This is a genomic window from Streptomyces sp. B5E4 (assembly GCF_039871555.1).
Classification (GTDB): Bacteria; Actinomycetota; Actinomycetes; order Streptomycetales; family Streptomycetaceae; genus Streptomyces.
The window spans coordinates 351,123-372,920 of sequence record NZ_JBDPMI010000004.1 but is presented as its reverse complement, the minus strand read 5'-3'; the positions used below and the strand labels follow the sequence as shown (position 1 = coordinate 372,920).

20 protein-coding genes and 1 pseudogene are annotated in these 21,798 nt (G+C 72.1%); 9 read left to right on the top strand and 12 right to left on the bottom strand.

Annotated elements, in window-relative coordinates; genetic code table 11:
- The first annotated feature begins 203 nt into the window (after positions 1-203).
- Together ABGA99_RS08800 and ABGA99_RS08795 are read left to right on the top strand one after the other, a co-directional pair.
- Positions 204-764: a hypothetical protein gene (locus tag ABGA99_RS08800; RefSeq protein ID WP_347582444.1), complete on the top strand. Its 561-nt coding sequence runs from the start codon at positions 204-206 to the stop codon at positions 762-764.
- 27 nt (positions 765-791) lie between these two features.
- Positions 792-1,289 (top strand): annotated as a pseudogene (locus ABGA99_RS08795) (DUF6529 family protein); the annotation flags it as partial.
- Between the two features lie 146 nt (positions 1,290-1,435).
- Here the strand turns inward: ABGA99_RS08795 and ABGA99_RS08790 are convergent.
- The 4 genes from ABGA99_RS08790 to ABGA99_RS08775 all read right to left on the bottom strand — a co-directional run bounded on the left by ABGA99_RS08790 (position 1,436) and on the right by ABGA99_RS08775 (position 4,622).
- Entirely contained in the window at positions 1,436-2,053 is a 618-nt protein-coding gene (locus ABGA99_RS08790; RefSeq protein ID WP_347576744.1) for a hypothetical protein, read from the bottom strand.
- A gap of 47 nt (positions 2,054-2,100) precedes the next feature.
- Positions 2,101-3,336: an AAA family ATPase gene (locus ABGA99_RS08785; protein ID WP_347576743.1), complete on the bottom strand. Its 1,236-nt coding sequence runs from the start codon at positions 3,334-3,336 to the stop codon at positions 2,101-2,103.
- 240 nt (positions 3,337-3,576) lie between these two features.
- The gene (locus ABGA99_RS08780) at positions 3,577-3,783 is read right to left on the bottom strand and encodes a DUF397 domain-containing protein (protein ID WP_347576742.1); all 207 of its coding nucleotides are present in this window, start codon (positions 3,781-3,783) and stop codon (positions 3,577-3,579) included.
- Positions 3,780-4,622, bottom strand: a complete 843-nt coding sequence (locus tag ABGA99_RS08775) for a helix-turn-helix transcriptional regulator (RefSeq protein ID WP_347576772.1) — start codon at positions 4,620-4,622, stop codon at positions 3,780-3,782. Before ABGA99_RS08775 ends, ABGA99_RS08780 begins: the two co-directional genes overlap by 4 nt.
- Positions 4,623-4,791: 169 nt before the next feature.
- Between ABGA99_RS08775 and ABGA99_RS08770 the strand changes: the two genes are divergently transcribed.
- Positions 4,792-5,214: an ATP-binding protein gene (locus tag ABGA99_RS08770; protein WP_347576741.1), complete on the top strand. Its 423-nt coding sequence runs from the start codon at positions 4,792-4,794 to the stop codon at positions 5,212-5,214.
- Between the two features lie 29 nt (positions 5,215-5,243).
- On the opposite strand, the gene ABGA99_RS08765 is transcribed toward ABGA99_RS08770, so the two are convergent.
- From ABGA99_RS08765 to hppD, 3 genes are all read right to left on the bottom strand, one after another.
- Complete coding sequence (locus tag ABGA99_RS08765; protein ID WP_347576740.1) at positions 5,244-6,650, bottom strand: FAD-linked oxidase C-terminal domain-containing protein; 1,407 nt, start codon at positions 6,648-6,650, stop codon at positions 5,244-5,246.
- 46 nt (positions 6,651-6,696) lie between these two features.
- The gene (locus ABGA99_RS08760; RefSeq protein ID WP_347582443.1) at positions 6,697-8,850 is read right to left on the bottom strand and encodes an acyltransferase family protein; all 2,154 of its coding nucleotides are present in this window, start codon (positions 8,848-8,850) and stop codon (positions 6,697-6,699) included.
- A gap of 82 nt (positions 8,851-8,932) precedes the next feature.
- The gene (hppD, locus tag ABGA99_RS08755; RefSeq protein WP_347582442.1) at positions 8,933-10,078 is read right to left on the bottom strand and encodes a 4-hydroxyphenylpyruvate dioxygenase; all 1,146 of its coding nucleotides are present in this window, start codon (positions 10,076-10,078) and stop codon (positions 8,933-8,935) included.
- 125 nt (positions 10,079-10,203) lie between these two features.
- On the opposite strand from hppD, the gene ABGA99_RS08750 reads away from it, so the two are divergent.
- Complete coding sequence (locus ABGA99_RS08750; protein ID WP_347576737.1) at positions 10,204-10,749, top strand: Lrp/AsnC family transcriptional regulator; 546 nt, start codon at positions 10,204-10,206, stop codon at positions 10,747-10,749.
- Here the strand turns inward: ABGA99_RS08750 and ABGA99_RS08745 are convergent.
- The 3 genes from ABGA99_RS08745 to ABGA99_RS08735 all read right to left on the bottom strand — a co-directional run bounded on the left by ABGA99_RS08745 (position 10,727) and on the right by ABGA99_RS08735 (position 13,061).
- Positions 10,727-11,239, bottom strand: coding sequence for an FBP domain-containing protein (locus tag ABGA99_RS08745; RefSeq protein WP_347576736.1), 513 nt, complete (start codon positions 11,237-11,239; stop codon positions 10,727-10,729). The genes ABGA99_RS08750 and ABGA99_RS08745 overlap by 23 nt on opposite strands.
- A 66-nt stretch (positions 11,240-11,305) precedes the next feature.
- Positions 11,306-12,058, bottom strand: a complete 753-nt coding sequence (locus tag ABGA99_RS08740; protein ID WP_347576771.1) for a S16 family serine protease — start codon at positions 12,056-12,058, stop codon at positions 11,306-11,308.
- A gap of 343 nt (positions 12,059-12,401) precedes the next feature.
- Positions 12,402-13,061: a helix-turn-helix domain-containing protein gene (locus ABGA99_RS08735; protein WP_347576735.1), complete on the bottom strand. Its 660-nt coding sequence runs from the start codon at positions 13,059-13,061 to the stop codon at positions 12,402-12,404.
- A gap of 308 nt (positions 13,062-13,369) precedes the next feature.
- On the opposite strand from ABGA99_RS08735, the gene ABGA99_RS08730 reads away from it, so the two are divergent.
- On the top strand, positions 13,370-14,440 hold the full coding sequence (locus ABGA99_RS08730) for a helix-turn-helix domain-containing protein (RefSeq protein WP_347582441.1): 1,071 nt from the start codon (positions 13,370-13,372) through the stop codon (positions 14,438-14,440).
- A gap of 90 nt (positions 14,441-14,530) precedes the next feature.
- Here ABGA99_RS08730 and ABGA99_RS08725 read toward each other — a convergent pair whose 3' ends face one another.
- Entirely contained in the window at positions 14,531-15,001 is a 471-nt protein-coding gene (locus ABGA99_RS08725) for an SsgA family sporulation/cell division regulator (RefSeq protein ID WP_347576733.1), read from the bottom strand.
- 183 nt (positions 15,002-15,184) lie between these two features.
- Between ABGA99_RS08725 and ABGA99_RS08720 the strand changes: the two genes are divergently transcribed.
- On the top strand, positions 15,185-16,933 hold the full coding sequence (locus ABGA99_RS08720; protein ID WP_347582440.1) for an RDD family protein: 1,749 nt from the start codon (positions 15,185-15,187) through the stop codon (positions 16,931-16,933).
- 667 nt (positions 16,934-17,600) lie between these two features.
- Positions 17,601-18,155, top strand: coding sequence for an RDD family protein (locus ABGA99_RS08715; RefSeq protein ID WP_347576731.1), 555 nt, complete (start codon positions 17,601-17,603; stop codon positions 18,153-18,155).
- A gap of 133 nt (positions 18,156-18,288) precedes the next feature.
- On the opposite strand, the gene ABGA99_RS08710 is transcribed toward ABGA99_RS08715, so the two are convergent.
- A complete protein-coding gene (locus tag ABGA99_RS08710; protein WP_347576730.1) occupies positions 18,289-18,573 on the bottom strand; it encodes a hypothetical protein in 285 nt (94 codons plus the stop codon).
- A 538-nt stretch (positions 18,574-19,111) separates the two neighbouring features.
- On the opposite strand from ABGA99_RS08710, the gene ABGA99_RS08705 reads away from it, so the two are divergent.
- The gene (locus ABGA99_RS08705; protein WP_347576770.1) at positions 19,112-21,295 is read left to right on the top strand and encodes an immune inhibitor A domain-containing protein; all 2,184 of its coding nucleotides are present in this window, start codon (positions 19,112-19,114) and stop codon (positions 21,293-21,295) included.
- Positions 21,296-21,410: 115 nt separating this feature from the next.
- Entirely contained in the window at positions 21,411-21,716 is a 306-nt protein-coding gene (locus ABGA99_RS08700) for a hypothetical protein (RefSeq protein WP_027741720.1), read from the top strand.
- The last annotated feature ends 82 nt before the right edge of the window (positions 21,717-21,798 follow it).

The following is a 21,798-nucleotide window of genomic DNA, read 5'->3' as shown; positions in this document are numbered from 1 at the left end:
CTGGCCCTTCTCGACCAGCGGGTCGTCGCCCTTCTTCGCGCCGGGCACGGTCGCGGGGGGGGCCAGGGGGGTTGCCCCGCCCCCCCCCCCCCCAGTGAATCTCACGGCGCCCCGCTCACCGTGCCCCGCGGAAAGCCCACAATCAGGCAATATGCGGTCATTCGGCCCCTCGAACGTCGGGCCTCACGAGTTGTGGAGCTGAGATGAGGCGTATCCGTCTGGCCGTCGTGGGTGCGGCCGCGATCGTGATGACGACCACCGCGAGTGGATGTTCCGGCAGCGACAGTGATTCCTCGGCCTCGACGCCGTCGGCCAAGGCCTCGGCCAAGGCGTCGAGCAAGGCGTCGAACGTCGCGCAGTCCGGCGACAAGGCCACGGTGAAGACCGCCTCCGCCGGCGATCTCGGCACCATCCTGGTCGACGAAAAGGGTCGCACCCTGTACCTGTTCGAAAAGGACACGTCGACCAAGTCGACCTGCGACGGGGCCTGCGCCAAAGCCTGGCCGCCGCTGCTGACCTCCGGGACACCCAAGACCGACGGCAAGGCGCAGTCCGAAATGATCGACACGTCGAAGCGGTCCGACGGCAAGACGCAGGTCACGTACAACGGGCACCCGCTCTACCGCTTCGAGGGCGACTCCAAGGCCGGCGACACCAACGGCCAGGGCCTCGACCAGTTCGGCGCGAAGTGGTTCGTCCTCGACGCCGACGGCAAAGAGGTCGAGAAGGGCGGCACGGGCGGCACGGACGGGCCGGGCTACTAGTCACAGCCCGACGAACGGGCGAGCGACATGAAGCCGAAGTCCGGTCCCCGGTCCCACCGCCGCCCCTCTCCGGCACACGGCGTCTTCCTCGCGATCGGCGCCGTGCTGCCGGTGGCCGCGGGGGTGGCGATCTGGCTGGTCGGCCGGCACCACACCCCCGAGTACACGACGAGCCTCTTCGGCCAGCAGGGCGATGCTGCGGTCACGCTCAAGTCCCGCCTGGGCACAGCCCTGCTCAGCCTCGCGGTCGTTCAGGTTCTGCTGGCCCTGTGGATGTACGGGCGGATTCCCGGCATCGCCGCCGCGTCCCGCCGCGTCCGCATCGGGCACCGCGTGGTGGGGTGGGGGGCCTTCCTGCTGTCGGTGCCCATTGCCTACCACTGCGTCCGCACCTATGGCGTGGAGACCCTGAGCAGTCGGGTCTACATGCACTCGGTCGCCGGCTGCGCGCTGTACGGGGCCTTCGTCGCCAAGGTACTGGTGGTACGCAGCCGCCACCTGCCCGGCTGGATGCTCCCCGCCGCGGGCAGCGCGCTGTTCGGCGTTATCGGGGCGGTGTGGTACTCGGCCCCGCTGTGGGTCCCTCAACGACTACACCGTCCCCGGTCTGTAGCGAGGGTCTCAGCGTCACGACGGACGGTTCAGCATCCACCTCATACATGCCCTGACGTTCAAGCCCATCCCTTGAGGTCCTCGATGAAGTCGTTGTACGAGTCGTTCCGTCCTTCAGGAGCAGAGATCAGATCGTTCTCCAGGGCCTTGCGCGCGACCGAGGGGCCGTCGCTCTCACGAAAGACCGGGAGGCCCAGCCGCCTCTTGAGCTCTTCTTTCGGGTCTTTGATCTGTCCGAAGTCCCTGCCGCGTAACTGAGCGGGAACTGTCCACCGAGGTTTCACGTGGGGGAAGGCATCCGGGAAGAGGAGAAGCCAGCCTTCGGATTCCCAGGCGGCGAGCGCCAGTGCGGTGTGGAGTTTCCCGTCGCACTCGCGCCCGAGCGCGCCTATGACCGCCGCGCGCACGGTTTCGTACTTCCGGTTGGTAAATCCGTCCAGATCCTCGTGCACCACAAATCCCAGCAACTTCGCCCGCTCTTGGAGCGCCCTGGCGCGCGCCTTTCCGACAAGTACCCGCACCGCTTCGGCGAGATCCGGCCCGGACTTCCGGCGCAGCCGCACGGGATCGTTGATGCGGACCAGTTTGGCGGCCGCGCTGAGGTCAGGACGATGGGCACGTACCAGATCAGCCATGACTGCGCAGTCGTTCCGGTCCTCGCCTGCGAAGACGATCACTCGGTCCTGGGCACCGGGGCGTCGGCCACGTCCTCGGCCCGTGCTGTTCACAGAGAGCCCCCGGTCAGATCGCCACCGAGTACGCCCGCGAACCACAGTTCACCGAGAGGCTGGTCACCGGACTCGTCGACGATCTCCGCCACTTCACTCGCTGTCAGCGCCGGAATGATCGATGCGCTCTCCTCGTCACGATCACAGACGATGAACTCGTCTGGGCGGAGGCGGTTCACGAGGGCAGGCGAATGAGTGGCCACGATGAACTGCGTCCGCTCGGACGCCTCTCGCAGTCGCTGCACGACGAGTTCCAGCGCCTGCGGGTGCAGTCCGTGGTCGATCTCCTCGATGCACGTAAGAGCCGGTGGGTTCGGGTCATACAGCAGGGCAAGCAGCCCGAGCAGCCGGACCGTACCGTAGGAGGCATCGGCCAGTGGGGTCCGGCGGCGCAGGCCGCGCTCACGCAGGACGATGGTCAGCCGATCGATCGAACCGCCCACTGCCTCGAATTCGATGTCCTCCAGTTGCGGAAGGCATTGTCGGGCGTCCTCGACGAGATTCTCCCAGAGCTCTTCCCGCTCACTCAGATGGATGAGGAAAGCAGCCAGATTCTCGGCGCGTGGCGCCAGCGTCGTCATGTCTGCTGAACGCAGACGGGTGGGCAGACGGGCCGCGGGCACGTCGACGTCGAAGACCCGGAAGGAGGAAAGGCGGTCGGCGAGGCGAGTCACTTCGTCACCGCCGTCGGCGGGACCGAGTCTGGGGAGCGTGGACAACCCACTGCTCAGCCTGCGGATGCCGATGCTGCTTCCGGGGCTCTCTCTGCCCGCACGCTTGTCGACCACCCGCGCTTCCTCACCCGAGATGGTGATACGCCGCCCCCGCCCTTGCGTCCGTTTGAACGCGAAGCGCTCTTCGCGAGACAGGGTGTAGGAGGCGCGGTTGCTGTCCTTGTTCGATGGCAGCGATCGACGCCGGATCGTGAGGCTGTACTCGTCAGGGGCATTGAGCGTGGAGTGGGTGGTCCAGGTGGCCGTCAACCGGACCTTCATGAACGTGGGCGGCTTCTGCCCGCCCCAGAAGGCGACCTCGTCGAACCCGCCCCGCTCATTGAGTGCAGGCTGGAGGTCCGTGCGGATGATGTCGGCGAGGAACTCGAAGACCTTCAGCACGTTCGACTTACCCACCCCGTTCGGCCCCACCAGCACGGTCAGGGGACCGAGAGGGAGGGTTACGTCACGCAGACTGCGGAAGTTCTCGACACGGAGTTCGAGGAGACGGCTGGGCATGGGACGAACCTATCCGGTCAGCGATCGCATCGACGGCAGATCGCTCAGCCGATCGGCATGGTGACTTGGGGCGGGCTGCCAGGGAGTGACTGGCCGGCTTGCAGCCATGTCTCTGGGCGGATGAGGTCGCTGCGACGCGAGCCAGGTTCCGCCCGCGTTCGATGAGGCGTCATCGCCCCTGGAACACACACCGCGAGCTACACACCTCGCGGTGTGTGAAGCCGGGGGCGGACGTTCTCGTCAGAGGGTACGGGCGTAGGCCACGAACGCGGCCCAGGCGTCGGGAGGGAAGCGGAGTATGGGGCCCTCGGGGTCCTTCGAGTCGCGTACGTGGACGGTGTGCGGGGTGGGGGCCACTTCGATGCAGTCGCCCCCTTGCACGCCGCTGTAGCTCGACTTGACCCAGGAAAGCTCCGGGTTCCGACCTTCGGGCCGCTTGATGCTCATAGCTCTCTAGTCACCTGTTCGATAAGGCGGACGGAACGTTCGGTGTCGAGGGCCTTCGTGAGCAGCGAGCCGTACCGGTGCCGGTAATCGCTGACCGCGTCCCCGCTGCCGGTCGCAATCACCCTGCCTTGCGACTCCAGACAGACGATCTGTCTCCGATCGGCCCCTTCTAACAGCACCATATGCCCGTCCAGCCCGCAGTGTGCGGCCGCTGCCGTGGGCAAGATCTGGATCTCGACGTTCCGTAGTCTCGCGTGCTCCACCAGCTTGCGTAGTTGCCGCTGCATCACTTCGCGACCACCGATCTTGCGGTGCAGCGTGGCCTCTTCGATGATGAAGATGAACGCCACGGGGGGCTTCTGACGAGACAGCAGTGCCTGTCGTGCCAGACGTGCTGTCACGTGTTGGTCCATCGTTTCATCGGCGAGAGGTGGGCAGTTGACGCTGATCAATGCCCGCGCGTACTCCTCTGTCTGCAGCAGCCCCGGGATCAGCATCGGGTCGTACGAGAGCCTGCTTACCGCGTCCGCCTCCAACGTCGCGAAGTCGCGGAAGAACGCGGGCAACTGTGCCCGGTCCACCTCATCCTGCAACTCCGCCAACACACCCCCCGCCTCCACCACCTCCTCCGCCTGCCCCGTGAACTCCGCCTTCGCCGGCCGCCGCCCCTGCTCCACCGACGCGCAGTGGTCCAGCGAGTACCCCATCCGCTCGGCCAACTCCTCCTGCGTCAACCCTGCCTTCGTACGGAAGAACTTCAGCAGCCTGCCGTACGCGACCCAGCTCCCCGGCCTGCCGTCGTCGTCGATGCGCTTTCCCCGGCGGCGGTTGTTCCCCATCTGTCCCACGCCCCTGTCTGTCGTACGCGCGTGCTACCCGGGTACAACGACACGTATCGGCACGGGTTTCGGGCATCGGCCCGTACAAAGCAACCCCCCTCCCGTACACAACGCACCTGAAGTCCGGCTGCCCTGCCCGCCCCCTCTTCACCCCCGCCACCGTTGCTCCATGCACGCACCAACCGCCGTCCCCACCCTCTCCGCGCTCTTCAGCCCCACCCCCCGCGGCGCCCGCCGTGCCCGGCTGCTCGCCGTGCACCAACTCGGCGAGTGGGGCATCCCCCGCACGACGGCCACCGCCGAGGCCGTCGCCGTCGTGACCGCCGAACTGGCCGCCAACGCGGTCGTGCACGGGCGGCTTCGGGGGCGGTTCTTCCGGGTGCGGCTGTGTCTGAAGGAGCACGTCGTACGGATCGAGGTCTCCGACGCCCGCCCCGAACGCCCCGTGCCCACGGCCGCCCCGCCCGGCGCGGCCCCCACCCACGCCGACCGCGGACGCGGGCTCGTCCTCGTCGCCGCGTTCGCCGAGCGCTGGGGCTGCTTCCAGGCCGAAGCCGTCGTCAAGACCGTCTGGGCCGAGGTCCGGCGGTAGCGTCCCGCCCGCCCGGTGGGGCAACTGCCTCAGAACAGCTTGCCCGGGTTCATGATGCCCAGCGGGTCGAAGACCGCCTTGATCTCCCGCTGCAGCTCCAGACCCACCGGGCCCAGCTCCTTCGCCAGCCACTCCTTCTTCAGCAGCCCCACCCCGTGCTCCCCCGTGATCGTGCCGCCCAGGTCCAGGCCCAGCGCCATGATGGCGTCGAACGACGTGCGCGCCCGCGCCGACTCGTCCGCGTCGGCCGGGTCGAAGCAGACGTTGGGGTGGGTGTTGCCGTCGCCCGCGTGGACGCAGGTGCCGATGGTCAGGTCGTACGTCGCGGCGATCTCGGCGACGCCTTCGAGGAAGGCGCCGAGGCGGCTGCGGGGGACGCAGACGTCGTCGATCATCGTCGTGCCGCTGACGGCCTCCAGGGCCGGGAGGGCCGCGCGGCGGGCGGCGAGCAGCAGTTCCGACTCCGCCGTGTCCGCGGCCGGGACGACCTCCGTGGCGCCCGCCGCCGTGCAGAGGGCACCCAGGGCGGCGAGGTCGGCGGCCGGGTCGGGGGTGTCGAAGGCGGCGAGGAGGAGGGCTTCCGTGGTCTCCGGGAGGCCCATCTTCGTCAGGGTGTTGACGGCCCGTACCGTCGTACGGTCCATCAGCTCCAGCAGCGACGGCACGTGCCCGCCCGCCATGATCCGGCAGATCGCGTCGCACGCCGCCGCCGCCGACGGGAACTCCGCCGCCAGCGCCAACTGCGGTCCCGGCGCCGGCTTGAGGGCCAGCGTGGCGCCGACCACCGCGCCGAGGCTGCCCTCCGAGCCGACGAAGAGCCGGGTCAGGTCGTAGCCCGCGACGCCCTTGGCCGTGCGGCGGCCGGTGGTGAGCAGGCGGCCGTCCGGGAGGACGACGTCGAGGCCGAGGACGTACTCCGCCGTGACCCCGTACTTCACGCAGCACAGCCCGCCCGAGCCCGTGCCGATGTTGCCGCCGATCGTGCAGGTCTCCCAGCTCGACGGGTCCGGCGGGTAGAACAGGCCCTCGGCGGCGACCGCGCGGGAGAGCGCGGCGTTGACGACGCCGGGTTCGACGACGGCGATCCGGTTGACCCGGTCTATCTCCAGGATGCGGTCCATCTTCACGAACGACAGCACGATCGCCCCGTCGTCCGCGTTCGCCGCCCCCGACAGGCCCGTACGGGCGCCCTGCGGGACGACGGGGACGTGCAGCTCCGTCGCCGTACGCATCACGTGCCGCACCTGCTCGACCGTCTGCGGCAGCACCACCGCCGCGGGCGTGCCGGAGGGGCAGAACCCGGCCATGTCCCCCGCGTACGACGCGGTGACGTCCGGGTCCGTCAGCACCGCCGCGGCGGGCAGGCCCGTACGGAGGGCGGTGCGCACCGCCTCGTCCCTGGTGGGCTCGTCGCCCCTCGCCGGCTCATCGCTCATGGCTCCAGACTGCAATGCCTCCGCCCTCCGCGAAACCCCGCGCGCCTCACGTCACCCGCGGTAGCTGGCTGTCCAGCCAGTCCGTCAGCGTCTCCATGTACGACGCCGTGATGTGCGCCCCGTTGCGGTAGACGATCACGTTCCCGATCACCGCCGGGCAGGTGCCGTCCTTGCACATCACCGGCTTCGGGTCGATGAGCGCCACCTCGTCGAACTTCGCGTTCGCCCGCGCGCTCACCGGCTCGTACCCGTATCCGTCCGCCTCCGAGAACGCGCAGTCCTCCAGATCCCGCACCGCGCCGGAGACGCAGGACGGGATGTCCTCGGGCGGGTACGGGTTGTCCGCGAGGGTGAGGACCGTGGCGCCGGTGCCGAGGAGGTCGTCCATGGTCTCCTCGTAGCCCTTCTGGTGCGCCTTCGCGCTCTCCTTGCCGCTGAGCCGCTTGCCGTCCTCGACGACCGTCTTGACGTCCTGCGTGCCCGTGATGATCAGGGCCGGCCGCTCGTCCTCGATCCGGTCCAGGGCGTTGTCGCGCCACTCGTCGCACTCGGTGTACGTGCGCTGGAGCTGGTTGTTGAAGACGGTGACCTGCGCCGGGGTGCAGGCCGACTTCGTGAGGGTGACCAGCCGCAGGCCGCGCCGCTCGGTGATCTTCTCCAGCGCGGGGGAGTACTGCATGGCGTGCGAGTCGCCGAAGAGGACGACGGTGTCGCTGCCGCCGGTGTTCCCGTACGCGCAGTCGCCGGACTCCGTCTCCTGCTGCCCGGCCAGGCAGCCGTCGTCGTGGACCTTGCCGCGGTCGTCGGTGGCCTTCTCCGGGAGGGGGCGCAGCGCCTTGGCGGTCCTCTGCGGCTGGTCCTCGTCGGCGAGGGCCGCGGCGCCGCGGGCCTGTTCCGCGGTGGCCAGCGCGATCGTCGGGGCGGAGATCCAGGAGCCGGCCGCGACGAGCACCGTGGCGGCCGTGCAGGCGGCGCCGACGGCCAGGGCGCGGGGGGTGGGGAGCAGGACGCGGGCGCGGCGTACGGGCTCCTCCACGAGCCGGTGCGTGAGCGCCGCGGGCAGCGCGGCGGCGGCGACCACGACGAGCATCCAGCGGACGGACAGCTCGCGGTCCAGCGCGAGGGGGACGAAGACGACCGCGGGCCAGTGCCACAGGTACCAGGAGTACGAGATCCGCCCGGCGTAGCGCAGCGGCGGGACGGAGAGCAGCCGGGCCACGGGGTGGGCGGCGAGCCCGCAGCCGGCGGCGATGACGGCCGCCGTGCCCAGCACCGGCAGCAGCCCCCACGGGCCCGGGAAGCGCGTGGCGTCGTCGAACCGCAGCCCCGCGTACGCGACGGCCGCCAGGCCGGCGGCCGCCAGCGCACCGGCGGCGAGCGCACCGGTCCGGGCGGCGGGCAGGGCGCGGCGCCAGGCGGCGGCGGGGACCAGGGCGAGGAGCCCGCCGACGGCCAGCTCCCAGCCACGGGTGAACGTCGAGAAGTACGCGACGCCGCCCTCCTCGGCGCTCAGCCGTACGGCGTGCACGAAGGACACCGCGGCCAGCGCCCCCAGCGCCACCGCCAGCCGCGCCCGCAGCCCGAAGCGGCCGAGGAGCGACGGACGGCCGTCACCGCCCGTACGGGCGGGCCCCGTACCCCCGCCCCGTACCTTCCGGAACGTCCACAGCACCGCCAGCACCAGCAGCGGCCACGCGAGATAGAACTGCTCCTCCACCGCGAGCGACCAGTAGTGCTGGAGCGGGCTCGCCTCGGCGTCGGCCGCCGAGTAGTCGACCGCCCGCCCCGCCTGCTGCCAGTTCGTCACGTACAGCGCCGCGCCCACCGCGTCCGCCGCGACGTTCCGCCGCTCCAGCGGCGGCATCCACTGCACCGCCGCCAGGCACACCGCCAGCACCACGACGGCCGCCGCGGGCAGCAGCCGGCGTGCCCGGCGGCCGTAGAAGCGCAGCAGCGACACCGCGCCGTGCCGCTCCGCCCCGCTCAGCAGCAGGCCGGTGATGAGGAAGCCGGAGACGACGAAGAAGACGTCCACGCCGACGTATCCGCCGGGGAACCAGGGGACGCCCGCGTGATAGAGCAGGACCAGACCGAGCGCGACCGCCCGGAGCCCCTCCACGTCGGGGCGGAACGCCGGGCGGCGCCGCTCGTCTGGTTCGTCCTCTCGCGCAGCCTCCTGCTGCTCCCGCTCGATACGCATCACATTTGCGTATCATCCTTGTCGCGGAACGGCCAAGCCGGGGTGGGAAAGCTGACAAGGATGCGCGGGAGTCACGCGTGGATCAGAGGTTGCCGCGCTTGTCCTGTTCGCGCTCGATGGCCTCGAACAGGGCCTTGAAGTTGCCCTTTCCGAAGCCCATCGAGCCGTGCCGCTCGATGATCTCGAAGAACACCGTGGGCCGGTCCTGCACCGGCTTGGTGAAGATCTGCAGCAGGTACCCGTCCTCGTCGCGGTCGGCGAGGATCTTCAACTCGCGCAGCTCGTCGATCGGTACGCGGGTGTCGCCGACCCACTCGCCGAGGGTGTCGTAGTACGCGTCCGGCACGCTGAGGAACGCGACGCCGGCCGCGCGCATGGTCCGTACCGTGCCGACGATGTCGTTCGTGGCCAGCGCGATGTGCTGTACGCCGGGGGCGTTGTAGAACTCCAGGTACTCGTCGATCTGCGACTTCTTCTTGCCCGGCGCCGGCTCGTTGATCGGGAACTTGACCTTGAGCGTGCCGTCGGCGACGACCTTCGACATGAGCGCGGAGTACTCGGTGGCGATGTCGTCGCCCACGAACTCCTTCATGTTCGTGAAGCCCATGACCTTGTTGTAGAAGGCCACCCACTCGTCCATCCTGCCGAGTTCGACGTTCCCGACGCAGTGGTCGACGGCCTGGAACGTCCGCCGCGGCGGCGGCGCGACCATCGGCTCCGCGGCCGTGTAGCCGGGCAGGTACGGGCCGTCGTAGCCGGTGCGCTCGACGAGGGTGTGGCGGGTCTGGCCGTACGTCGCGATGGCGGCGAGCACCACGGTGCCGTGCTCGTCCTTCAGCTCGTACGGCTCCGTCAGGCCGGTGGCGCCCTGCGCGACGGCGTGCGCGTACGCGGCGCGGGCGTCGGGGACTTCGAGGGCGAGGTCGATCACGCCGTCGCCGTGCTCGGCGACGTGCGCGTCGAGGAACCGGCCGCGGTCGGTGGCGGCCTTGATGACGGAGGTGAGGACGAAACGGGCGGAGCCGTTCTCCAGGACGTAACTGGCCGTCTCGCGGCTGCCGTTCTCCGGTCCGGAGTACGCGACCAGCTTCATGCCGAACGCGGTGGAGTAGTAGTGGGCGGCCTGTTTGGCGTTGCCGACCGCGAACACCACGGCGTCCATCCCCTTCACCGGGAAGGGGTCGTCCTGCCGGATCCGCGGAGCGGGCTGATCAATGGTCTCGGTCATGCTGAAAAGGGTCTCTCTGGTTGGCAAGGTGTGCAATAGTTGCCGAAATCACTGCACAGATTGACCGGTGAAAGGCGGGGCGGGTCGGGCTATCTGTACAAGCTGACCAACGAGGAGGACGCGAGATGATCGATCAGCTCGACGGCCGGCTGCTGGAGCTGCTCGCGAACGAGCCGCGCATCGGCGTGCTGGAGGCCAGCCGCCGCCTCGGCGTCGCCCGCGGCACCACGCAGGCCCGGCTCGACCGGCTGCGCTCGGGCGGCGTCATCCGCGGCTTCGGCCCGGACGTCGACCCGGCGGCCCTGGGCTACCCGGTGACGGCGTTCGCCACCCTGGAGATCAAGCAGGGCCAGGGCACGGACGTCCGCAGCCACCTGGCGCGGGTGCCGGAGGTGCTGGAGCTGCACACGATCACGGGGCACGGCGACATGCTGTGCCGGCTGGTGGCGCGGTCGAACGCCGATCTGCAGCGGGTGATCGACCTGGTCGTGGGGTTCGACGGCATCGTGCGGGCGTCGACGGCGATCGTGATGGAGAACCCGGTGCCGCTGCGGATCGTCCCGCTGGTGCGGCAGGCGGCGGCCGGCTCCCCTGCCGGCGGCCCCGCGCCGGGCGGTCCGGCGGAGGGCGGTTTCGCGGAGGGCGGGCCTACGGACCGGCCGGGGCGGTGACCCTGGTCACGAACTCCTCCAGGTTGCCCCACATGCGCGCGATCCGCTCGGCCTCGGTCAGCGACTCCTCCTGCGGCACGGTGCGCAGCTTCGGCTGCCGCCTGCCGCGCAGGTAGAGCGAGCAGGCGAGGTCGGCGCACACGTACACGCCGACGGTGTTCCCCTGCCGTCCGCGCGCGCCCGCCAGCGGGGCGGCGAGCAGGCGGACGCCGGAGGAGGAGTGCGCGGTCAGGCAGAGCTGGCACATGCGGGAGCGCACGGCGCTGGCGCGGCCGGCCGCCGGGACGCGCAGGGTGATCCCGAGGGGCCCGTCCGGGCGCGGGACGACGAGGTGTGCGCGGAGCGGGGCGCCGGGGTCCACCCAGCCCAGGAAGTCCAGATCCGGCCAGGGCAGGGCGGCGAAGTCGAGCGGCAGCCTGAGCCGGGCGGCGTCGCCTTTGGTGCTGTTCACGAAGGAGGCACGGATCTGTTTCTCGCTGAGCGGTTCCACGCCGGTCGAGGTTACGGAGATCGCGTACGGACCGCACGCGAATTCCGGAGCCGTACGGGGAGCGCGTCAGCAGCTCGGTACGTCGCCGCCGGACTCCAGCGCCTTCAGCGACGTCACCGCGTCCGACAGTTTCTCCACCGGCACCAGCCGCAGCCCGTCCGGCAGCTCCGACTCCGCGTCGGCGCACTCCGCCTTCGGCACCAGGAACACCGTGGCACCGTCGCGCTTGGCGGCCTGCGTCTTCAGCGGTACGCCGCCGACCGGGCCGACCGTGCCGTCCCGCGTGATCGTGCCGGTACCGGCGATGATCCTGCCGCCCGTCAGGTCGTCGGGGCCGAGCTTGTCGACGATCCCCAGGGCGAAGAAGAGCCCGGCGCTGGGTCCGCCGACGTCGGTGAGGCGCAGCTCGACGTCGACGCTGCCGGGTGTGCGGCCGAGGTGGTTCAGGGCGGCGGTGACGGCGGTGTTCTGGGACTCGCGCATCTGCTCCGCGTTGTACTCCCGGATCTCCTTGCGGGAGTCGCCCACGGGGTACACCGAGTCCTTCGGCATCACGGCCTCGTCGGTGGCGAACCAGCCGGACGCGATGTCCGCGAGCCGCAGGTCGACCTCCGGTCCGGTCGCGGCGATCGTCGTCATCCGCAACTCGCCGTCGGTGGCGTGCCGTTCCGCCCCGGAGACGGTGATGACGGGACTGCCCTGGTGATCGCCGAGCACATCGGCGGTCATCCCCGGCTTGGCGAGCGAGAACGGCAGCGGAGCGAACGCCGCGGCGGCGAGCAGCCCGGCGACGGGTGCGGCGGCGAGCGCGAGGGTCACACGACGAGGTGGCACGCCCCCAATCTACGGTGCCCCGGCCGGGCGGGCCGCACGGGAGGGGGACGCCCGGCTCGTGCGGGAGGGGGCCGCGGGTGTGCGTGCGGGGCCCCTCCGTACCAGCCGGGCCGCGGCCGGTCCGCGGCGAAGCCACCGGGCAGGCGCCCCGGCCACGGGCGGCAGATCCGCGCCCGGCCGTCCCCGCGAGTGACCGCGGACCGGTCCGCGCCTGCGGGCCGTCCGGCGCCGGCGGCGCCGCGCCTTCGCGGCGGGCGTCGCGCCGCCCGCTCCCGGGCGGTTACGTGGCGCCGGGCCGCACGTACCGGTCGCGCCGTGCCGTGCGCGGCTACCGCAGCGCCTGCGCCACTTCGCGGGCCGCCGAGACCACCCGGGGGCCCACCTCGCCCGGCACGATCTCGTGCAGCATCACCACGCCCACGCTGCCCTCTATCCCCGAGACCCCCAGCAGCGGCGCCGCCGCCCCGCTCGCGCCCGCCTCCAGCTCGCCGTGCGTCAGGGCCAGCGCCAGCTCCGCGTCCGTCTCGCACGCGCCCGGGCCGAGGCCGCGGCCCTTGAGTATCGCCCGGCCCGCCGCGCCCTGGTCCAGGGCGTGCCGGAAGCCGGCGCGGTAGGCGACGTGGTAGTCGGTCCAGCTCGGTTCGACGACCGCGACGGCCAGCGCCTCGCTGCCGTCGACCAGCGTCAGGTGGGCCGTCGCGCCGACGTCCTCGGCGAGCGAGCGCAGCGCCGGCAGCGCCGCCTCCCGTACCAGCGGGTGCACCTGCCGGCCCAGCCGCAGCACCCCGAGCCCGACCCGCGCGCGGCCGCCGAGGTCGCGGCGGACGAGGGCGTGCTGTTCGAGGGTCGCGAGCAGGCGGTACACCACGGTGCGGTTGACGCCCAGCTTGTGCGACAACTCGGTGACGGTCAGGCCGTGGTCGGTGTCGGCGAGCAGCTTCAGCACGCGGAGTCCACGGTCGAGGGTCTGGGAGGTCTCTGCGGGCACGCCGCCTCCTCAAGTGATGTGCGGCCCTTCCCGCGCCGGCGCACCCGTCCCTTGCAGCGCCGGCGTCCGGAGCCGCCGGCCGCAGGTGGCACCGGCATGTGTCCGCGGCGGCTCTGCCGCGGATCTTCGGAGCCCCGCCTCCGCCTGCTCGGCGGGGGTGTGCGGAAACCTAGCGAGCGGCACCGCTCAGCGGAAGACCCCGTCCAGAATCCGGTCAGGATCTTGCCCGCCCGTCGCTTTCCGTGATCGTTGCGCACGGCGCAATGCTGATGAATGGCCGGATTAACCGCACATGAAAGAATCATGCCATGACCGGCTCCGCAGAGAATCCCCCCACCGGACCGCACCGCGTCGCCGTCCTCGTCCGGGACGGCGTGATGCCCCTCGAACTCGGCCTCGTGCACCAGATGTTCGGCTCCGCCGAGGCCGCGGGGCGGCGGCTGTACGAGGTCGTCACCTGCGCGCTGCGGCCGGGCCCGGTACGTACCGACGCGGACTTCCCGGTGCTCGTCGAGCGCGGCCCGGAGGCGCTGGACGACGCCGCGACCGTCGTGGTGCCGGCGTCGCACGCCGAAGACGCAGTCGAGAGAGCAGTCGAGAGCGCAGCCGGGAACGCAGACGAGAACGCAGCCGGGGGCGCGGGGGAGGGGGAGCCGTCGGCGGAGTTGCGGGCGGCCCTCGGGCGGGTACGGCCCGACGCGCGCGTCGCGTCCGTCTGCACCGGCGCGTTCGTGCTCGCCGCCGTGGGCCTGCTCGACGGGCGCCGCGCCACGACGCACTGGAAGTCCGCAGAACAGTTCCGCCGCCGCTTCCCCGCCGTACGGCTCCAGCCCGACGTGCTCTACACCGAGGACCGCGGGGTCCTCACCTCCGCGGGCGAGGCCGCCGGCATCGACCTGTGCCTGCACATGATCCGCGCCGACCACGGCGCCGCCGTCGCCAACGACGTCGCCCGCCGCACCGTCGTGCCCCCGCACCGCGACGGCGGGCAGGCGCAGTACGTGTCCCGGCCGGTGGCCGAGCCGGAGTTGTCCACCACCGGCCGCGCCCGCGCCTGGGCGCTGGCGCACCTCGACCGGCCCATCGCCCTGCGGGAACTGGCCGCGCGGGAGTCGATGAGCGTACGGACCTTCAGCCGCCGGTTCCGCGAGGAGACCGGCGTGACACCGCTGCAGTGGCTCACCCGGCAGCGGATCGAGCGGGCGCGGCACCTGCTGGAGGAGACCGACCGCAGCGTCGACAGGGTCGCGGCGGACGCCGGGTTCGGCACGGCGGCGTCGCTGCGGCAGCACATGCAGGCGGCGCTCGGCGTCTCGCCGACCGCGTACCGGGGCACGTTTCGCGGCCCGGGGCAGCTTCCGGCGGGGGCGGCGGCGTAGCCCGGAACGGGGAGGGGGCGCCGAACGGGGGCGTGGCGCCGCACGGTTGCGCGGGGCGGCGCGGGGGCGCACAGCGGGGCGTACGGGCGCTCACGTATCGCCGGATTCGTCCGACGGCCACGGGTCGCTCAGCCACAACTCGTCCCGTGCCGCGGGCCCCAGCAGTTCCCGCAGCCCCTCGTCCAGACCGAGCTGCGCCCGCTCCGAACCCGGGGGCACGGCCCGTAGCGTGCGCTCCAGCCAGGTGGAGACCGCGGGGGCCGGCGCCTCGATGAGCGCATCCCCGTCCGAGGACGTCAGCGCCAGGCAGATGACGCTCCCCGACCCGGACTTCGCCGGCCACACGCGCACGTCCCCGTGGCCGCTCGGCCGGAACACGCCCTCCACCAGCAGCTCCCGGGCGAACGACCATCTCACCGGCGCCGCCGAGCCGGTATGGAAGCTGATGTGGACGGCGTACGGGTCGGCCGACCGGTATGTCAGTCTGGACGGAACCGGAACACTTCTCTCCGGCGACAGCACGAGTCGCAGCTCCAGTTCGCGTTCCACCACGGTCTGCATGGTGAGGCACCTCTCTTGTCGAACGTCCCGCAGGTCCGACGGGCCTGCGGGAGGAGAGAGGGCCAAACCGCCGCGCTCTTACGCGACTTCCGCAGACTTCCTCCCATCGTTCGACAAGTCACTTAAGGCGGAACGGGGGTGAGGCGGACCCGGCTGTCCGCCGGTTCTGGTAGATGTGGACCCATGAGCGCCCCGACACCACCCTCCGGAGGCGGGATCCCCGGCCCCGGTTACTACCCCGACCCCTCCATCCCGGGCTACGTCCGGTACTGGAACGGTGCGGCGTGGGTCCCCGGCACCAGCCGCCGCGCGCAGGAGGGCGAGGAGCAGCCGAGTGTTGCCGCGGACGGGCCGGAGTCCGGCCCTGCGGAGCAGCCGAGCGCGGACGACGGCACAAAGGGCCCCGAGGACGCCGCGCCGGCGGAGCCCGCCGCGGCCTCCGGCCCGTCACTGAGCGAGACCGGCCCGGTCTTCCTCGACGAGGAGGAGCCGCAGGACTCCGCGCCGGTCTCCCGCGGGCGGCACGCGCGCGGGGGCGACGACGCGGACGACGTGCGGGACGCCGCGGAGCGGGCCGCGTCCGCCGAGGAGCCGGCGGACGCGCAGGGTGCGTGGCAGGCGGTCGACGTCGTGGACGTGGCGGAACGGGCCGACACCCGCGTCGCCTGGGGCGCGCAGGGCCCGCCGGCGCTCACGGTGCCGGCCGAGCTGGGCGGGGGCGCGCCGGAGCCGGGCCGCACCGAGGAGGAGCCCCGGCTGCCCGCCGCACGGCGGGCGGAGGACGCCGGGGCCGCGGACGGCGGCGCCGGGCAGGAGGACGGACAGGCCGCGCCCGGGACGTACGAGCAGGACCGGCCGGGCGTGCCGCTCGGCCGCGATCCGCGCGTCGGGGGCGGCTCGTGGGGCGAGCAGGTACGGCGGCTCTCGGGGCCCGCGCCCGTACCGGCGCCCGCGATGCCGGAGGAGACGCGCGAGCCGGAGGCCGGGTCCGGGGCGGATGCCGGGTTCGGCGCCGGCGCCGGGTCCGGGTTCGGGCGGGGAGCCGCCGGGGCCGCGGATCCGCGGCAGGCCGCGGGGGCCTATGCGCCGTCGCCGACCACGCCCGACCTCCCCCACGCCCTTCCCGCGCCGACCACCCCCGACCTGCCGCAGGCGCGGCCGGCGCCGACGACCCCCGATGTACCGGTGTCGCCGACGACGCCCGAACTGCCGCAGCCCCGCCCCGCGCAGCCGCAGCTCGCGCCGCAGGCCGGCCACGCGGCGCCGCCGCTGACCCCCGCCGCGCGCACGGCCCCGCCCGCCACCCCGCAGCAGCCCGCCGCGCAGCTCCCCGAGCGCGCGGCCCGCGCCGAGCTGCCGCAGGGCGGCGGCGCCGGCGGCGAGCCGCCCGTCGTGCCGTGGCGGCCGCCGGCCGACGACCCCTTCCTCAGCGCCGCGCAGGGCACCGCGCCGCCCGCCGGGCTCGGCCGCAGGCTCGGCGCCCGGTTCGTGGACGCGCTGCTGGTCGGCGGGGTGCTCGCCGCGGTCGCGGTGCCGCTGGTGAGCAAGTCCGTCGACCACGTGCAGGGCAAGATCGACGCCGCCGAGGCGTCCGGCAAGACCGTGACGGTCTGGCTCATCGACGGCACCACGGGCCCCTATCTCGCGCTCGTCCTCGGCCTCTTCCTCGTGCTCGGCCTGGTCGTGGAGGCGCTGCCGACCGCGAAGTGGGGGCGTACGCCCGGGAAGCGGCTGTTCGGCGTGCGGGTGCTGGACATCGAGTCGCAGGACCCGCCGGCGACCGGCTCGGCGCTGCGGCGGTGGCTGACGTACGCGGTGTTCCTGCTGCTGCCGCTCATCGGGCTGCTGAACGTCATCTGGTGCGCCTTCGACAAGCCGTGGCGGCAGTGCTGGCACGACAAGGCGGGGCGCACGTACGTGGCGCGCGGCTGAACCGTTCGGCCGCCCCCGGGATGCGGGGCGGCGGCCCCCGGGGTCGACTCGGTGCATGAGCTCCGACCACGGCGAGGGCGCCGACCCGCACCGCAGCAAGCCCACGCGCTCGCAGCCGCCGCAGAACGGCGCGCCCCCCGGCGGCACGCGGGAGCCGGAGGGGGAGACGGAACCGCCGCCGGACGAGGAGCCCGAAGCGCCCGCCGCCGGCAGCGGGACGACGCGGCCGGTGGGCGGCCCGACGACGTCCGGGAAGCCGGGTGCGCCACCCCCGCCGCCGGCGCCCGCAGCCGGGCCGGCAGGGGGTACGGGCAACCAGGCGCAGGGAAACGGGGGGCAGGGGACAGGCGGCCTCCCGTCGTACGGCGCCGCATCGGGTTCCGGCACCGCTCCGCCCACCGGACCCGGCGCCACCTCGTCCTCGGGCCCCGGGGCCACTCCGCCCACGGGGCCCGATGCGGCCCCGTCCGCCGGGCCGGGTGGCGCGCCGCCTCCCGGGCCCGATGCGACCTCGTCCTCGGGGCCCGGCGCACTCCCGCCCACCGGACCCGGCGCCACCTCGTCCGGGGGCCCCGGTGGTCCGCCGCCGGGCTCCGGCTCCGGACCGGACTACGGCAACTCACCGCCGCCGGGCGCCGGATCCCCGTACGACCAGCCTCCCGGGGCCATGCCCCCGCCCCCGCCGGTGTACGGCACGGGCGACACCGGCGGCGGCCCCGCCGGCTCCGCCCACGGCGCCCCCGATCCGCGGCTCGCCGGGATGCCCCCGCTCGGCGGCCTCGGCCGCCGGCTGCTGGCGCGCATCATCGACGGCCTGATCGTCTACATCCCGGTGTCGCTCTTCCTCACCCTCATCGGCACCATCGACGAGTTCACCGACAGCGACAACACCGGTGCCCAGTACGGCTGGGGGATCTTCGGCATCCTCGTCTACCTCGTGTACGAGGGCCTGATGCTCACCCGCAGCGGCCAGACCGTCGGGAAGAAGCTCATGAGCATCCGCGTCGGCATGCTGGAGAACGGCGCCGTCCCCGCCGGGAGTCCGGGCTGGATCCGCGCCGCCGTCTACTCGCTGCCGGCGATCGTGCCGTGCGTCGGCACCCTGTTCTGGCTCTACAACGTGCTGTCCTGCACCTGGGACAGGCCGTACCGCCAGTGCGTGCACGACAAGGCGGCCAGGACCGTCGTGGTCTCGACCGAGGGCCAGCGCTTCACCCCCTGATACCCCTGCCTCCCGCCACGGGCAGGACCGGCACACCGAAGCGGCCGGCGACCAACCGGTCGCCGACCGCTTCCTGTTCGGTATGCCTCGGCCGTCCCCCGTGGGGCGCCCTCGCGGGCGCCCCCGTGCCGTCTCAGTGCGGCGCGGACTGCGCGCCGACCGGCCGCCGGTTCGCCGCGGGTGCGGCGATCCCGTCCGGCCGCGCCACCACCACGGCCTCCGCCGTCAAGGCGGGAGCGCGGCGGGAGCGTGGCACGGGTGCGGTCAGTGCGACGAGCACTCCGAGCGCCAGGGCGGTGACGCAGATCGCCACGAGGGCGATGGCTGCGCCGGCCTGCGAGAGCAGCAGCATGGCTGCTGCTGAGGCGATGACTGTGGCCGACCCGTACAGGATTTGGGAGAGAGTCGGACGCGGCATGGCAGCCCCCCTGGTGGGCTCAGCATCGGTACGGACGGGTGAACGTGCCGAAGGGCGGCCCCGTGCGTGCAGCCGCCCCCCACTACCCAAGCCGTTGCCCGCGACGGGATGCAAGTAAGCGTGACCTTACCCACTCGGGGGGTGCACGAGGGGGCGCACGGTGTCATGCCGGGGTGGGCAACGGCTTCACCAGGGGCTCCGGTTCCGTAGCCCCCTGAAGTGTCCAAGTCAAGACTGTCATTTCTTTGTTCACTCCGGTCGAATGCTGGCACACCTATTCGTGCGGCGACGCGGGAGGGACAGCGCAAACGTGAAGAGCAGGCAAAGAAAGTTGTCAAAAACTGCCGTTACCACGGTGGTTGCAGCCGCACTCGGCGCGGCTCTACTGCCCCTGGGGCAGGCGGCCGCCGACCCCGGCGACGGCTCGGCCCAGCTTGAACGCCGTGACCCGGCGCGGGCGCCGAAGCACCAGGAGCACGATCTCGACGGTCCGTTCAGCAAGCAGCAGGAGGCGCGCCAGGAGGCCGCGCTGCAGCAGTTGCTCTCGGGCGAGACCGAGGCGCAGCCCCGGGCGAAGAAGGACGGCTCGACCGTCGTCAAGCTCGACGACGGCAAGTACGCCGAGCTGGGCCGGGGCACGAAGACCGACAAGATCTTCACCGTCCTGGTCGAGTTCGGCGACGACGTCGACGACGAGACCATGTACGACCCGGACGGCCCCGACGGCCCGAAGCCGCCCGTCGTCAAGTACGGCGGCGACGCCGGCCCCGCGCACAACCGGATAGCCGAGCCGGACCGGGCGGTGGACAACTCCACCGACTGGAAGGCCGACTACGACCGGCAGCACTACCAGGACCTCTACTTCTCCAAGGACGCGGACAAGCAGTCCGTGGCGAAGTACTACGAGAAGCAGTCCTCCGGGAAGTACACGGTGGACGGCGAGGTCAGCGACTGGGTCTCGGTGAAGTGGAACGAGGCCCGCTACGGCTCCAACTACTGCGGCGACTCCACCTGTGCCTCCGTCTGGGACCTGGTGCGCGACGCGACCGCCAAGTGGGCCGAGGACCAGAAGGCCGCCGGCAGGACCGACGCCGAGATCAAGGCGCAGCTCGCCGAGTACGACGTCTGGGACCGCTACGACTTCGACGGCGACGGCAACTTCGACGAGCCCGACGGCTACATCGACCACTTCCAGCTCGTGCACGCGGGCGAGGACGAGTCCGCCGGCGGCGGCGTGCAGGGCGAGGACGCCATCTGGGCGCACCGCTGGTACGCCTACGGCACCGACGCGGGGCAAACCGGACCCGGTGAGAACCAGGCCGGCGGCACCCAGATCGGCGACACCGGCGTGTGGGTCGGCGACTACACCGTCCAGCCGGAGAACGGCGGACTCGGCGTCTTCGCCCACGAGTACGGCCACGACCTCGGCCTGCCCGACCTGTACGACACCGCGGGCGGCGAGAACTCCACCGCCTTCTGGTCGCTCATGTCCTCCGGCTCCTGGCTCGGCCGCGGCAAGGACGCCATCGGCGACCTGCCCGGCGACATGACCGCCTGGGACAAGCTGCAACTCGGCTGGCTCGACTACGACACGGCCAAGGCGGCGACGCGCTCCACGCACACCCTCGGCCGCGCCGAGGAGCAGAAGGACGGCAATCCGCAGGCGCTCGTCGTCGAACTGCCGGAGAAGGCCGTCACCACCACCATCACCAAGCCCGCCGAGGGCACCAGGCAGTGGTGGAGCGGCATGGGCGACGACCTGTCCAACTCCCTGACCCGTACGGTCGACCTGACCGGCAAGTCCAGCGCCTCGCTGGGCCTTGCGGGCTGGTGGGACATCGAGGAGAACTACGACTACCTCTACGCCGAGGTCTCCACCGACGGCGGCGCTGGCTTCACCCCGCTCGACGGCACCGCCGACGGCGCGCAGATCCCGCGCGACGGCGGCGACCGGCCGGCGCTGACCGGCGTCTCCGGCGAGTACCGCGACCTGGAGTACTCCCTCGACGCCTACGCGGGCCAGGAGATCCAGCTCCGCTTCCGCTACCAGACCGACGGCGGGGTGGCGCAGAAGGGCTTCGCCGCCGACGCGTTGACGATCACGGCGGACGGCGCGGAGGTCTTCGCGGACGGCGCCGAGGGCGACGACGCGGGCTGGACGGCGGACGGCTTCTCGCGCGTCGAGGAGTCCTTCACCAAGGACTACCCGCAGTACTACATCGCCGAGAACCGCCAGTACGTGTCGTACGACAAGACGCTCAAGAGCGGCCCGTACAACTTCGGTTGGGTCACCGACAAGCCGGACTGGGTCGAGCACTTCCCGTACCAGAACGGTCTGGCCGTCTGGCTGTGGGACACCTCGCAGCTCGACAACAACACCAGCGTGCACCCCGGCGAGGGGCTGGTGCTGCCGGTCGACGCGCACCCGAAGGCGGAGAAGTGGGCGGACGGCTCGGTGATGCGCAACCGCATCCAGGCGTACGACGCCACCTTCAGCACCCAGCGGACCGACGGCTTCACCCTGCACAAGGACGGGAAGCCGGCGAAGATCGCCTCGAAGAAGGGCGTCTCGGTCTTCGACGACCATAAGGGGACGTACTGGAACGAAGGGAATCCGGGTGGCAGCGTGCAGGTGCCGGACACCCGCACCAGGATCTCCATCGTCCAGGAGCCCGAAGATGGCCGGACCATGACAATCCAGGTGGCGCCTTCCGTGAGTTGATTTTGTAAAACCGCAGGTCAGAGACGTATCGGCCGCTGCCCCTGGCGGGGCGGCGGCCGATCGCGTAAAGATGGCGTGAGCAGGCTGACCGAGGGACCACCACGTGAGGAGCGCCATGGGCGGAGGAGGATTCACCAGGCTGCCGGACGGCAGCATGGTGGTCGCCGTCTCCCTGCCGGCCCCCGTGGAGGGCCGGCGGATACGTGTGCTCGTCCACGCCGCGAACCGTGCCAGGGCCCTGACGCGGCTGCGGAACCTCGGCCTGCGCTCCGTCTACCTCCGCGGCAACGCGCACCCGCCCACGCCCGACGAGGTGACCGCCGTGCTGTGCCATCCGGACGGCCTGGTCTGGCGCGGCTCGCTCGACGACGACACGGAGTCCTGGCATCCGATAGCGGCGCTGTTCCGGCTGGCGACGTAGGCGGCGTCCGGCCTTGGCGGGCCACGCACGGGCAGGCCCGCGGCCCCGGCCGGTGCGGCCCCGCGGACGCCGCAGACGGCCG

Coding starts and splice junctions, on each gene's coding strand:
- ABGA99_RS08775 (WP_347576772.1), bottom strand. CDS start 4,622: ATGGGGAACAACCGCCGCCGGGGAAAGCGCATCGACGACGACGGCAGG.
- ABGA99_RS08800 (WP_347582444.1), top strand. CDS start 204: ATGAGGCGTATCCGTCTGGCCGTCGTGGGTGCGGCCGCGATCGTGATG.
- ABGA99_RS08730 (WP_347582441.1), top strand. CDS start 13,370: ATGACCGGCTCCGCAGAGAATCCCCCCACCGGACCGCACCGCGTCGCC.
- ABGA99_RS08710 (WP_347576730.1), bottom strand. CDS start 18,573: ATGCCGCGTCCGACTCTCTCCCAAATCCTGTACGGGTCGGCCACAGTC.
- ABGA99_RS08765 (WP_347576740.1), bottom strand. CDS start 6,650: ATGAGCGATGAGCCGGCGAGGGGCGACGAGCCCACCAGGGACGAGGCG.
- ABGA99_RS08750 (WP_347576737.1), top strand. CDS start 10,204: ATGATCGATCAGCTCGACGGCCGGCTGCTGGAGCTGCTCGCGAACGAG.
- ABGA99_RS08770 (WP_347576741.1), top strand. CDS start 4,792: ATGCACGCACCAACCGCCGTCCCCACCCTCTCCGCGCTCTTCAGCCCC.
- ABGA99_RS08780 (WP_347576742.1), bottom strand. CDS start 3,783: ATGAGCATCAAGCGGCCCGAAGGTCGGAACCCGGAGCTTTCCTGGGTC.
- ABGA99_RS08760 (WP_347582443.1), bottom strand. CDS start 8,850: ATGCGTATCGAGCGGGAGCAGCAGGAGGCTGCGCGAGAGGACGAACCA.
- ABGA99_RS08720 (WP_347582440.1), top strand. CDS start 15,185: ATGAGCGCCCCGACACCACCCTCCGGAGGCGGGATCCCCGGCCCCGGT.
- hppD (WP_347582442.1), bottom strand. CDS start 10,078: ATGACCGAGACCATTGATCAGCCCGCTCCGCGGATCCGGCAGGACGAC.
- ABGA99_RS08715 (WP_347576731.1), top strand. CDS start 17,601: ATGCCCCCGCCCCCGCCGGTGTACGGCACGGGCGACACCGGCGGCGGC.
- ABGA99_RS08725 (WP_347576733.1), bottom strand. CDS start 15,001: ATGCAGACCGTGGTGGAACGCGAACTGGAGCTGCGACTCGTGCTGTCG.
- ABGA99_RS08700 (WP_027741720.1), top strand. CDS start 21,411: ATGGGCGGAGGAGGATTCACCAGGCTGCCGGACGGCAGCATGGTGGTC.
- ABGA99_RS08785 (WP_347576743.1), bottom strand. CDS start 3,336: ATGCCCAGCCGTCTCCTCGAACTCCGTGTCGAGAACTTCCGCAGTCTG.